The 12,341-nt window shown below is 56.9% G+C and carries 10 protein-coding genes; 6 read left to right on the forward strand and 4 right to left on the reverse strand.

The window, feature by feature from the left end:
* The first annotated feature begins 10 nt into the window (after positions 1-10).
* The 5 genes from B2T33_RS04945 (at position 11) to B2T33_RS04965 (ending at position 5,384) form a co-directional block, all read left to right on the forward strand.
* Positions 11-820, forward strand: coding sequence for an inositol monophosphatase family protein (locus tag B2T33_RS04945; protein WP_197145227.1), 810 nt, complete (start codon positions 11-13; stop codon positions 818-820).
* Between the two features lie 266 nt (positions 821-1,086).
* The gene (locus tag B2T33_RS04950; RefSeq protein WP_197145228.1) at positions 1,087-2,301 is read left to right on the forward strand and encodes an OmpA family protein; all 1,215 of its coding nucleotides are present in this window, start codon (positions 1,087-1,089) and stop codon (positions 2,299-2,301) included.
* 12 nt (positions 2,302-2,313) lie between these two features.
* Positions 2,314-3,498, forward strand: coding sequence for a flagellar motor protein MotA (locus B2T33_RS04955; RefSeq protein ID WP_286791299.1), 1,185 nt, complete (start codon positions 2,314-2,316; stop codon positions 3,496-3,498).
* Between the two features lie 4 nt (positions 3,499-3,502).
* A complete protein-coding gene (locus tag B2T33_RS04960; RefSeq protein ID WP_008891358.1) occupies positions 3,503-4,666 on the forward strand; it encodes a peptidoglycan -binding protein in 1,164 nt (387 codons plus the stop codon).
* A 145-nt stretch (positions 4,667-4,811) separates the two neighbouring features.
* Positions 4,812-5,384, forward strand: a complete 573-nt coding sequence (locus B2T33_RS04965) for a hypothetical protein (RefSeq protein ID WP_286791300.1) — start codon at positions 4,812-4,814, stop codon at positions 5,382-5,384.
* A gap of 176 nt (positions 5,385-5,560) precedes the next feature.
* Here B2T33_RS04965 and B2T33_RS04970 read toward each other — a convergent pair whose 3' ends face one another.
* On the reverse strand, positions 5,561-6,214 hold the full coding sequence (locus B2T33_RS04970; protein ID WP_210516806.1) for a peroxiredoxin: 654 nt from the start codon (positions 6,212-6,214) through the stop codon (positions 5,561-5,563).
* A 330-nt stretch (positions 6,215-6,544) separates the two neighbouring features.
* On the opposite strand from B2T33_RS04970, the gene B2T33_RS04975 reads away from it, so the two are divergent.
* Positions 6,545-7,735, forward strand: a complete 1,191-nt coding sequence (locus B2T33_RS04975; RefSeq protein WP_286791301.1) for a benzoate/H(+) symporter BenE family transporter — start codon at positions 6,545-6,547, stop codon at positions 7,733-7,735.
* Positions 7,736-7,763: 28 nt separating this feature from the next.
* Here the strand turns inward: B2T33_RS04975 and B2T33_RS04980 are convergent, their stop codons facing one another.
* The 3 genes from B2T33_RS04980 to B2T33_RS04990 all read right to left on the reverse strand — a co-directional run bounded on the left by B2T33_RS04980 (position 7,764) and on the right by B2T33_RS04990 (position 12,157).
* On the reverse strand, positions 7,764-9,530 hold the full coding sequence (locus B2T33_RS04980) for a SulP family inorganic anion transporter (protein WP_286791302.1): 1,767 nt from the start codon (positions 9,528-9,530) through the stop codon (positions 7,764-7,766).
* A gap of 65 nt (positions 9,531-9,595) precedes the next feature.
* The gene (locus tag B2T33_RS04985) at positions 9,596-11,269 is read right to left on the reverse strand and encodes a bifunctional protein tyrosine phosphatase family protein/NAD(P)/FAD-dependent oxidoreductase (RefSeq protein ID WP_286791303.1); all 1,674 of its coding nucleotides are present in this window, start codon (positions 11,267-11,269) and stop codon (positions 9,596-9,598) included.
* 24 nt (positions 11,270-11,293) lie between these two features.
* The gene (locus tag B2T33_RS04990; protein ID WP_414716634.1) at positions 11,294-12,157 is read right to left on the reverse strand and encodes an MBL fold metallo-hydrolase; all 864 of its coding nucleotides are present in this window, start codon (positions 12,155-12,157) and stop codon (positions 11,294-11,296) included.
* Positions 12,158-12,341: the final 184 nt, after the last annotated feature.

A 12,341-nucleotide genomic window follows, 5' to 3' on the forward strand; every position in this document is an offset into this window, starting at 1 on the left:
GAGATATGCCGTGCGAGGCGCCGCCCGTCGTTCTGCGAACATCAATGTGATGTACAAGGCTGTCGAAAAGGCAGCCTACGGACTGAAACGCGACTTCGGTGAAGTCGAGAACCTTCAGGTGTCGATGAAAGGCCCGGCAGATTTCGTATCTGCGGCTGATCACCGTGCCGAAAAACGCCTGCGTGAAGAGCTTGAGCGTTCCCGCCCCGGTTATGGCTTCCTTATGGAAGAAGGTGGCGAGATCAAGGGCACCGATCCTGAGCACCGCTGGATCATTGATCCGCTTGATGGCACCACCAACTTCCTGCATGGCATCCCGCATTTTGCGATTTCGGTTGCCCTGCAGAAGGGTGACGAAATCATAGCTGGCATGATCTATGACGTCGCCAAGGACGAATGCTTCTGGGCAGAAAAGGGCGTCGGTGCGTTTCTTGATAACCGCCGCCTGCGCGTTTCGGGCCGTCGTCGTCTGAACGAATGCGTTCTGGCGTGCGGTGTTCCGCATCTTGGTCATGGTGATCACGCGGTGTTTGAAAAGCAGCTGCACTCGGTCATGGATCGTTGTGCCGGCGTGCGTCGTATGGGGGCTGCGGCCCTTGATATGGCCTATGTCGCAGCTGGTCGTTATGACGGTTATTGGGAATCCCACCTCAATGCGTGGGATATTGCAGCCGGGATCATCCTGATCTCCGAAGCTGGCGGTTATATCCGCGATGACAAAGGCGGCACCAACATGCTTGGTACCGGCAGCGTCGTTGCAGCCAATGACTATATCCAACCGGTGCTGGCCAAAACGCTTAAAAAGGCAATCACGGGCTAACACCCGGCTTTTGTTACTGTTTTTTGAAGGGGGCGCTTCGCAATTTGCCGAAGCGCCCCTTTTGCGTTTTCGGTCAAAGCGGTTGTCCATCATCTGTCTCTAAGCTATGGTGCTTGGGACTGTGCGGTCTGATTGCGGGCCCACGGACACCAAAGGGGGGCATTCGGAAAGTTGTCGGGTGCCTAATGATCGACACAAAACTGTGTGAAATAGAACAACGTTACCAAACGATTTCAAACACAGGGTATTAAGGGGCCTGCGATTTGATGATGGGGTATTCCAAGATTTCGGTGCTTGCGATGACGGCTGCACTGGGCACAACCGTGTTCTTTGCGCCAGATGCATCGGCGCAACAATACTCCCCCGTTTCGAATGACAGCAGCGTTCAGGTAAACTGGGACGTTGCAGATGGCTATGGCGGACAGCCGACCGTTCCGCAATATCTGTCTCCCACCGTTTCACGTGATCATATCGTCGTGCCGGGCGGTGATCTGATTTTCCCGGAAACCCGACCGAAATCGACCTTCCTTGCCGCTGAACAGTTTGCCAGTGCCACAGGCAACGCTGGCTATGACGGCGGGTTTGAAACCGTTGTGATCGACGGATCAAGTGGCGGCGGCAATGCCTTCCCGACCCAATCAGAATTTTATGGCGTTCCCGGCGTCGTCCCAAATGCAACCCAGCGTGTCGCGGACATGGACGATGGCGCAAACCAGACCATTGCGCTGACCCAGCCCGAACCGACCGCCGCACCGCGCAGCAAACCGGTTGCACCACCTGTGACCGAAAGCAGCGCATCGAGCGCACCGACGCCGCTGACCAAGCCTACTCCGGCACCGGAGCCTGCGCAGACTGTTGCACCAGCGGCACCGGAACCAACCCCGGCCCCGACATCTTCCCCGGCGACAGAAACGGCAGAAGTATCTGATGCCCCTGTAGCACCGCCTGCCCCGGTCGAGGAAAACAACGCAGCACCCGCACCGGCAGCACCGGAAGTCGCGCCGATTTCCGAAACACCTGCGCCCCTGGCGGCACCTGCACCAGACACCACCCAGCCTGCGACCGAGATGGCAGAACCGGCCCCCGCGCCAACGGTGCCACCGGCACCGGCTGAAGAAGCATCCATCCCGCCAGAAACCTCTGCACCGGCTGCAATGCCGGCCACCGGTGGCGATGAATACAGCCTTGGCTTTGCCGCCGACAGCTTCGAGCTGAGCGCGGCCGCCAGAAGCCAGCTCGACAGCGTGATCGCAACGATGGGGCAGGATGAAGATCTTCGAATTCAGTTGCAGGCCTATGCGCAGGGTGACGGGGCAAATGCCTCCAAGGCGCGTCGTCTGTCGCTGTCACGCGCGCTTCAGGTGCGTTCCTATCTGATTGACAGGGGTGTGCGCTCCACGCGCATTGATGTTCGTGCCCTGGGTGCGAATGTTCCGTCCGGCCCCGCAGATCGCGTCGATATCAAAACCGTTCAACGCTAGGATTAATCCGCTATGAGCAGCAATTCGGCCAGTGGTACGGGATCCCTCCCGCCTATTACCAAACCCGGTAGTTATCTGACACGCATGGCAATCTTTGTTGCCATCATCGCCGGGGTTGGCGCCCTGCTGTTCCCGGCGCTGTCTGATGCCTTTATGGCCAATGCTGTTCTTAATGGCCTGATCCTTGGCGTGTTTGTTGTGGGTGTGATCTACACCTTCCGCATGGCCGCGAGCCTATCGCCCGAAGTTACGTGGATCGAGGATTTTCGTCGCTCCCGCCCGGGGCTGACATCGCAGGTGCCGCCGAAACTTCTGGCCCCGATGGCCAGCATGATGGCCGAACAGCGCCGTGATCGTCCGCAGCTTTCGACGACGTCCACCCGGACGATCCTTGATTCGATCCGCTCCCGCCTTGATGAAAGCCGCGAATTGTCGCGCTATGTCGTTGGCCTTTTGGTGTTCCTTGGTCTGCTCGGCACCTTCTGGGGCCTGCTTCAGACCGTGAACTCGGTTGCTGGTGTGATCAGTAACGTCAATGTCGGCAGTGGCTCGAACATGGACCTTTGGTTCTCCGAGCTTAAAGACGGCCTGTCCGAACCACTGAGCGGCATGGGCACGGCGTTTTCGTCCTCGCTGTTTGGTCTTGCGGGATCGCTGGCCCTTGGTCTTCTGGACATGCAGGCCGGTCAGGCACAGAACCGTTTCTTCAATGATCTTGAAGAATGGCTGTCAAGCTTCACCCGCCTTGGTTCGGGTGGCGGCATTTCCGATGGTGAACAGTCTGTTCCGGCGTATCTTTCGGCCCTGATCGAACAGATGGCCGACAATATGGAAGGATTGCAGAACTCCATCCAGCGGTCGGAAAGTTCACAGATCAAATCGCATAATACGTTGATTGATCTGGCGGATAAGCTGTCGACCCTGACCGATCAGATGAAGGCCGAGCAGCAATTGATGGTCAAGCTGGCGGAAAACCAGATGCACCTCAAACCGGTCCTCGATCAGCTGGCGGATTCGATGAAAATGGGCAGCTTAGGGATTGATGATAATACCCGCGCCCACATCCGTTCGCTTGATAATACGCTTGGCCGTATTGGCGAAGAACTGACCATGGGCCGCCAGCAATCCACACAGGAAATCAGAAGCGAGATCAAGCTCCTCGCCCGTACCATCGCCGCCATCGCCGAGGAGGGCTGATCGAATGATCGGGCTTTCGCGCCGTCGTAACCGCGATGTAAATACCTGGCCGGGCTTTGTTGATGCGCTTGCCACACTTTTGATGGTGATCATCTTTCTTCTGATGATCTTTGTCATTGCGCAAGTGTATCTGGGTGCGGCCCTTTCCGGGCGTGACGAGGCGCTAAGCGATCTGACCGCCCAGGTTAACGAGCTGACCAACTTGCTGTCACTTGAACGTGGCAACAATCAACGTATGGAACTCGAACTCACCCAGCTGACGACCGAGCTTTCCAATACCGCTGATCAGCGTGATGATCTGCGCGCGCGCGCGGCCACCCTTGCCGATCAGTTGGCGGCAGCCGAACTTTCAACGGACGAAATCGAACAGAAACTTCTGGCCGCCCTTGCGTCGCTTGAAGACAAGGAAGCCGAACTGACCGAGCTTCGCGAAACCACGGGCGAAAAGATCACCGATCAGGAAACCCGGATTGACGAGCTGTCGGCCCTTCTGGCATCGCGCGCGGCTGAACTGGAAGAACAGAAGAACCTAAGTGACGAAGCCAAGGCACAGGTCGCAGCCCTTAATCAGCAGATGTTGGCTCTCCGCCAACAACTGGCACGGATCGAAGCCGCGCTTGAAACGTCCGAGCGCGAGAACGAGGAAAAAGACGCCCAGATCGTCAATCTTGGCAATCGCCTGAATGCGGCCCTTGCCACCAAGGTTGCGGAGTTGCAGCGGTATCGTTCTGAATTCTTTGGCCGCCTGCGTGAAGTGTTGGGTGATCGTCAGGATATCCGCGTTGTCGGGGACCGGTTTGTCTTCCAGTCCGAAGTGCTGTTTGGATCGGGTGAGGCAGAGCTTGGCGAAGAAGGCAAGGATCAGTTGGCCAAACTGGGTGAAACGCTGACCACGATTGCCGCCGACATTCCCGATGACATCGACTGGGTGATGCGCGTTGATGGCCACACCGACAAGGTGCCGATCCGAAACCTTCAGTTCGCCTCGAACTGGGAGCTTTCGGCTGCACGTGCGATTTCGGTGGTCAAGTTCCTGATCGATCAGGGCGTTCCGCCCAACCGGCTTGTTGCCGCAGGCTTTGGCGAATATCAGCCACTTGATAACCGCGATGACGAAATCGCCTATCGCCGCAACCGCCGGATCGAGTTCAAGATTACCGAGCGGTAAGTTAAGGCACCTGAATACAGCTTTTAACGGCACCCTTTTGGGGGTGCCGTTTTCATTTGGGGCATTGAAATCCAACAAAAATGGAACCAATCCGCGTTGTGTTACGTTCAATACACATGAGCCTTTCAACAAAAAGGAGGCCCAAATGACCAAAACACATCGCGAGACCGTTGGCGTTTTTGACGACATCAAAACACTCCAACTGGCGACTGATGGTCTGGCGCAAGCCGGGTTTGATCAGCAAAAGGAGCTTAGCCTTCTTGCGAGCGAGAAAACCGTCGAAGACAAGCTTGGCCATATTTATCGCAAGGCCGAAGATGTCGACAGCGATCCTGATATGCCACCACTGGCCTATACAACGCCGACACCGATTGGCAATGCCGAAGGCGCACTGATCGGCGCCCCGATGTATGCGGCGGCCTTTGGTGCCGCCGGTGCCGTGATTGCGGCGGGTGGCCCGATTGCCCTGACCATTTCGGCAATCCTCGGTGCGGGCGGCGTTGGTGCCGCGGCAGGTGGGGTTATTGCCGCAATGGTTGGCAAGAAGTACTCCACCAAACTGCAAGAAGAGCTTGATCAAGGCGGCTTGTTGCTGTGGGTCAGAACACCTGACCCGCAGACCGAGGAACGCGCCAAGGATGTGCTTGGTCGTCACGACGCGCGCCTGATCGAAACCCATGACGTATCAAACGCCACGACCAAGCGTGACGTGGTCTGATACGCGTTCGCCACTAACAGTTTCAGCACGGCATTCCAGATGGGCGCAATTGCAGGCGTCCAGAAACCGATGTCGCGTGATGCCTGACAAACGGAACAAAACCCCGCCGGATTGCTCTGGCGGGGTTTTGCCTTTGCACGGCCCCTTGCCCCCGGGACCGCACATCGGGGTTTTGATCAGAGGGACTTTGTGCAGAAATAGAAGTCCACATAATCATAGGCGGGATTGGATGCGCGTTCTGCGGCAGCCTTGGCGGTATGGGCCGGCGGGACAATAACCTTGTCGCCCGGTTGCCACCCTTCGGGGGTGGCAACGCCGTTCTTGTCACTGGTCTGCATGGCGTCGATCATGCGCAGGCATTCCGTGATGGAGCGCCCGTTACTCATCGGGTAATAGACCATGGCGCGCAACATGCCATCCGGGTCAATGATGAAGGTCGCACGCACAGCAGACGTGTCGCCCGCCCCCGGATGGATCATGCCATAGGCCTGGGCGACTTCCATTTTCAGGTCTGAAATAATCGGAAACGGGATTTCCACACCGAAATTCTGCTGGATGTTGCGCATCCAGGCGATGTGCGAATGGGTGCTGTCAATCGACAGGCCCAGCAATTCGCAATTACGCTTGGCGAACTGATCGGCATGTTTGGCAAAGGCGATAAATTCGGTTGTGCAAACCGGTGTGAAATCAGCAGGGTGGGAAAACAGAACTAGCCATTTGCCGCGATAGTCCGACAGGGCTTTGACACCATCGGTGGTCGGGGCCGTAAAATCCGGTGCAGGTTCATTGATCCGCGGCAGACCGACACGAATCTGGGGGGATACAGTCATTGTCAGGCTCCTTGGTCAGGAAATATCGTCCACTCCATTTGAATACATTATAATTATTTAATTCTTCGTCCTAGACGATGATGTAAATCAATCATGTGTTGGTTTTTTTTACGCAAAACATCGCCAAGCAACGCCGTTTCTGGTTCGTGCAACCATGTTGGTCCTGCACCATGAGATCCCGTCTGGGCACTACCGCGTCGCTGCCGCCGAGCACAGCCGGGCACCACCATTGCGCCTTGTGCTTTTTCACTGGCCTGCCTTCTTGCTTCTGGTTAAGGTCAGCGCGCTTGCCACCATACTTTCAACGACTTACAACCCTGCGGAGCTCCCATGCTGCGTGATATTTCGCCCCAAAGTATTTTCATGGGCCTGCTGGCCGGTTTTGTTGGCTCTGCCAGTTCGTTTGCGGTTGTGCTGCAAGGCCTTACCGGCGTTGGTGCCAGCCCGGAACAGGCGGCATCGGGCCTGATGGCGCTTTCCATTTCCATGGGCCTGTGCGCGATTGTTTTATCCCTTAAAACCCGCCTTCCGATCAGCATTGCCTGGTCCACACCCGGTGCGGCCCTTCTGGCGACATCTGGCGCAATTGAGGGCGGCTTTGCGGTTGCCGTTGGCGCGTTCATCGTTTGCGCCATCCTGATTATCATCAGTGGCGTTTGGAAGCCGCTGGGCCGTGCGGTTGCTGGTATCCCGGCCCCCTTGGCAAACGCTATGCTGGCCGGTGTGTTGCTGGGTCTGTGCCTTGCGCCGGTCAAGGCAGTTGCCTTTGATCCGTTGCTTGGTCTTCCGATTGTGATTGCATGGATTGTCATGGGCCGGTTCAACCGGTTGCTTGCCATCCCGGCCGCTTTGTTGGCCTTTGTTGCCGTGATGGTGTTCGGCATTGAGTTCCCTGAAAATGCGCTTGCCGATCTTGGCGGGGCGATTGCGCCGCCGGTTGAATTCGTCATGCCGGAATTCACATTGGCCGGACTGGTCGGCATTGCTTTGCCGCTTTTCATCGTCACCATGGCATCACAAAATATTCCGGGTACGGCGGTTCTGCGCGCCAATGATTATGACACCCCGCCAGGGCCGCTGTTTACCGTGACCGGGATATTCTCGTTACTCTCTGCCCCGTTTGGTGGCCACGCGGTAAACCTTGCCGCCATCACCGCCGCCCTTTGTGCGGGCAAGGATGCCCATCCCGATCCGGCCAAACGGTATTGGGCCGCTGTTTCGGGCGGCGTTTTCTATATCGTGTTTGGCCTTCTGGCCGGGCTGGTGACCGCGTTTATCAGTCTGGCACCGGGCATCCTGATTGAGGCGGTTGCCGGTCTTGCCCTGATCGGGGCGTTTGCGGGATCCGCCGTTGCGGCCTTCAAGGACGAAGACGGACGTGAAGCAGCCGCCGTGACCTTTATCGTCACCGCAGCTGGCCTGACATTCTATGGGATTTCAGGTGCGTTCTGGGGCTTGCTGGCCGGTGGGCTGATTTACTTCCTGACGCATCTGCGCAATGGCAAAAAGAAACCGGACTGAAAGCTCAGTCCGGTTTCGATCTTCGGTCTTAGACCAGTTTGATTTTGGGTTCGGTGCTTGGTGGTGTTTCTGCCACCTGCCCGTCTGTCAGTTTCGAAACAGCTTCGAACTGGGACAAGAAAACCTCGCCGGTCAGCTCATCAAGAAAGTGGGTCTTTTTCAGGCGATCCATGACCGGGCCTTTGACCTCGGACAGATGAAGGGAAATGCCCATTTCCTCAAGCCGGTGGTTGATCGCCTCAAGCGACTCAAGCGCGCTTAGATCAATCTCGTTCACGGCCGAGCACATCAGAACCACATGCTTGAGGTTCTTGCACCCGACCACCCGGTCATAGAGGTAATCCTCAAGATACCGCGCATTGGCGAAATAGAGGCTTTCATCAATCCGGATCGTCAGGACCGATGGATGGGTGATGACTTTATGACGCAGGATGTTGCGGAAATGCTGCGTGTCGGGCACAAGACCGACCTCGGCAATATGCGGGCGCGATGTTTTATACAAAAATAGCCCGATCGACAGAACCACACCGGCGGTCACCCCGACCTCCACCCCAAGACCAAGGGTCAGAAGGATGGTTGCCAGAACCGCAATGAAATCCGCCTTGGAATATTGCCAACTGGTTTTCAGGATCGAGAAATCGACCAGCGACAGTACCGCAACAATGATGGTCGCGGCAAGGGTTGCCTTTGGCAGAAAATAAACCAGCGGCGTCAGCGCCACGGCGGCAATCGCCAAGCCAACAGCGGTAAAGGCCCCGGCAGCGGGGGTTTGCGCGCCAGCATCAAAGTTCACGACCGAACGGGCAAAACCACCCGTCACCGGATAACCGCCCGTAAAGGCCGCCCCGATATTGGCCGCCCCCAGACCAATCAATTCCTGATCCGGGTTGATGCGTTGACGGCGCTTGGCTGCCAGTGTCTGCGCGACAGAGATTGATTCAACAAAGCCGATCACGGAAATGAGGATCGCCGGCACCAGAAGGTCGGCCATCAGCCCCGGGCTGAAATCAGGCATGGTCAGCGGCGGCAGGCTTTGCGGAACCTCGCCCACGATCTTGACCCCTTTATCGGCCAGACCAAGATACCAGGTCGCCGCCGTAGTCGCGAACACAGCAAAGACCGGCCCCGCCTTGGTCAGGACATCAGCGGTACGAACGCCAAGGCCCAGTTTGCGCAATGCGGGTTTAAGGCCCTTACGCACCCAGAACAGGAAGCCCGTGGCGCAAATGCCAATGATCAGGGTCGTCTGATTGGTTTCAGGAATATGCGCAATCAGGGAGGTGACTATTTCCCAAAGGTTATGGCCGCTGGCATCCACACCAAGGATGTGTTTGAGCTGACTGGCGGCAATGATCATGCCCGATGCGGTGATAAAACCGGCAATCACCGGGTGTGAGAGGAAGTTGGCCAGAAAGCCCAGCTTGAACACCCCCATCGCAAGCAGGATCACCCCGGACAGGGCCGCAAGCGTCAGGGCAGCCAGCGCATAGCCCATGGTGCCGGTTTCGGCAATATTGCCCACGGCTGCGGCCGTCATCAGGGAAACAACCGCAACCGGACCGACCGCAAGCGCGCGACTGGTGCCGAAGATGGCATAAAGAATGATCGGCGCGATGGAGGCATAAAGCCCCGCCTCGGGTGGCAGACCGGCCAGTAGCGCATAGGCAAGCGATTGCGGGATCAGCATGATCGTCACGATCACGGCTGCAATCATGTCATTGCCAAAGGCCGTCCTGTCATAAGTCTGTCCCCAATCAAAAATCGGGACATATTTCCGAAGCATTTTGAAACGCATTGATCGATCTCTTAGATCAGTGTTAGCCCAAGGCAACGTGATCGCTGCCTTGGACGAAGGGTGTTTTAGGCGCCGGTGACTTTTTCAGGCTTGGCCAGCCATTCCTTACCACGCAGCATCGCCTTCCAATAGATCGGCGGCAGCAGCTTTTCCTTAAGCAACCAGGCAAGGTGCGACGGTTTGGTGCCATCGATCAGCCATTTTGGGAAGGACGGCAAAAGCGTTCCGCCATACCCGAATTCGGCCAGAACGATGCGGCCACGTTCCACAGTGAGCGGGCAGGATCCATAACCGTCATACTGCGCGACCGGGGATTTGCCATCGATATCGGCAACCACATTTTCGGCCACAACCGGGGCCTGTTTACGGGCCGCAGCAGCCGTCTTGGCATTGGGTGCGTTCATCACATCACCCAGTGACCAGATGTTGCTAAACGACTTGTGACGCAGCGTTGCCTGATCGACATCCACCCATCCGGCGGCATCTGCCAGCGGCGAAACGCGAATGAAGTCCGGTGCCACCTGCGGCGGGCAGACATGGATCATATCAAAGGACTTCTCAACGCGTTCGACCTTGGTGTCGGGCTTGGCAACATCGAACCAGGCCTTTTTCGCCTGCCCGTCAATTGCCACCAGATTATGGAAGAAATCGAGATGTGCGTCGTATTTCTTCACATAGCTTTCAAGGGCCGGGACATAGTCCTTAACCCCGAACAGAACCCCACCGGCATTGCAGAAATCGATATCAATGTTCTTCAGAACACCCGTGCGATGCCAGTGATCGGCCGAAAGGTACATCGCCTTTTGCGGCGCACCGGCACATTTGATCGGCATGGGCGGTTGGGTAAAGATCGCCTTGCCTTCACGCATCGAGGAAACCAGTTCCCACGTGTAAGGGGCAAGGTCATAGCGATAGTTTGACGTCACACCATTACGGCCGAGCGTCTCGACCAGACCTTCAACCCGGTTCCAGTCAAGCTTCAGCCCCGGGCAAACGATCAGACGGTCATATTTTACCACCCGGCAGCCATCAAGGATGACAGCATCGTCTTGCGGTTCGAACGCGGCAACCGCGGCCTTGATCCAGTGCACGCCCTTGGGGATCAGCGATCCCATGGTCTGGGCTGTGGTGCTGGCTTCAAACACGCCACCGCCAACCATGGTCCAACCCGGCTGGTAATAGTGGATATCGGCCGGATCAATCACCGCAATCTCAAGGCCCGAACGACGCGCGATCAGGCTGGATGCCACCGAAATACCGGCAGCACCGCCACCGATGATCACGATGTCATATTTTGCATCGCCCTGATCGGTCGGCGTCTTGCCGCCATTCACAATCCGGCGGACAACACCGCCCATGTCATAACCGGCCGCCTTGGTGGCGCGAAGGATTTCGCTGGTATCAAGATGCGCGGCCTGGCTTAGCGACCAAAGTGTGGTTGAACGGGTGCCGGTGCGGCAATAGGCAAAGACCGGCTTGGGCAATTCATCATAAAGACGGCCAAAGTCGCGGGCGTCATCATCGCTGACCTTGCCCGAAACAATCGGCTGATAGCGCACCTCAAGCCCGGCTTCCTTGGCCGCGTTTGAAATTTCTTCAAAGGTTGGCTGATCGGCACCCTCGCCGTCCGGGCGGTTACAGACGATGGACCGGAAGCCGCGCTTGGCGATTTCCTTGACATCGTCTGCCACGATTTGCGGACTGACGGAGAACCCGTTGCTTATTGTTTTGATTTCCATGGCTTTTCCTCACCTGAGTGTTGATCAGAGCCCGTTTACCGGGACTTTCAGCATTTTTTTGCCGCTGCTATCCGTCGGCACCTGACCGGCGCGCATATTGACCTGAAGCGACGGAATGATCAGACGCGGCATATCAAGCTGGGCATCACGTTCGGTGCGGAACTTGATGAAATCTTCGCGGGTTTTGCCTTCACCAACGTGGATGTTGTGCTTTTTCTCTTCGTCAACGGTGGTTTCCCACTTGATCTCCCGGCCGTTGGGGCCGTAATCGTGGCACATGAACAGTCGCATATCGTCGGGCAGCGCGAGGAGCTTCTGGATGCTGTCATAAAGCGTCCCGGCGTCACCGCCCGGGAAGTCGGCACGGGCCGATCCGCCATCAGGCATGAACAGGGTATCGCCAACGAAGGCGGCATCGCCCATGACATGGACCATGCAGGCCGGGGTATGACCTGGGGTATAGATGGCAAAGCAGGTCATGGAGCCGACCTGATAGGTATCGCCATCTTCAAACAGGCGATCAAACTGGCTGCCATCGCGCTGGAATTCGGTGCCTTCGTTAAACACCTTGCCAAACGTGTCCTGCACAACAGTGATCTTGCTGCCGATGCCAAGCTTGCCGCCGAGCTTTTGCTGAATATAGGGTGCTGCCGACAAGTGGTCGGCATGGACATGGGTCTCGATGATCCATTCCAGTTTCAGGCCGTTATCCTTGATAAAGGCAATGATGTTATCGGCGTGGGTAAAGGCGATCCGACCCGCCGCATAATCGATATCCATCACGGAATCGACAACCGCACAGGCGTTGCTTTCCGGGTCCTTGACCACATAGCTGATCGTGTTGGTGTCTTCGTCGAAAAAGGCCGTAACTTCGGGTTTTACGGACATATTGACCGGGTATGCAGACATGGATTCCTCCTAAACAACTGCCTCCGTGCCGCCTTATGACTGGCGCGCACCGGATGGATTTGCGATGTCCCTTGCCCGCCTTGTTTGCGGGCAAAACATCTGGCTATGGTCTTTATTTTAGGAGTTCGCGATGGGCACTTCAGTGATGAAGTCACCAAACATC

The organism is Thalassospira sp. UBA4513 (assembly GCF_002388495.1).
Taxonomy (GTDB): domain Bacteria; phylum Pseudomonadota; class Alphaproteobacteria; order Rhodospirillales; family Thalassospiraceae; genus Thalassospira; species Thalassospira tepidiphila.

Bases quoted from the DNA above. Each gene is read 5' to 3' on its own strand.
- B2T33_RS04950 (WP_197145228.1), top strand. From the start codon at position 1,087: ATGATGGGGTATTCCAAGATTTCGGTGCTTGCGATGACGGCTGCACTG.
- B2T33_RS04955 (WP_286791299.1), top strand. From the start codon at position 2,314: ATGAGCAGCAATTCGGCCAGTGGTACGGGATCCCTCCCGCCTATTACC.
- B2T33_RS04960 (WP_008891358.1), top strand. From the start codon at position 3,503: ATGATCGGGCTTTCGCGCCGTCGTAACCGCGATGTAAATACCTGGCCG.
- B2T33_RS04965 (WP_286791300.1), top strand. From the start codon at position 4,812: ATGACCAAAACACATCGCGAGACCGTTGGCGTTTTTGACGACATCAAA.
- B2T33_RS04970 (WP_210516806.1), bottom strand. From the start codon at position 6,214: ATGACTGTATCCCCCCAGATTCGTGTCGGTCTGCCGCGGATCAATGAA.
- B2T33_RS04975 (WP_286791301.1), top strand. From the start codon at position 6,545: ATGCTGCGTGATATTTCGCCCCAAAGTATTTTCATGGGCCTGCTGGCC.
- B2T33_RS04980 (WP_286791302.1), bottom strand. From the start codon at position 9,530: ATGCGTTTCAAAATGCTTCGGAAATATGTCCCGATTTTTGATTGGGGA.
- B2T33_RS04985 (WP_286791303.1), bottom strand. From the start codon at position 11,269: ATGGAAATCAAAACAATAAGCAACGGGTTCTCCGTCAGTCCGCAAATC.
- B2T33_RS04990 (WP_414716634.1), bottom strand. From the start codon at position 12,157: ATGTCCGTAAAACCCGAAGTTACGGCCTTTTTCGACGAAGACACCAAC.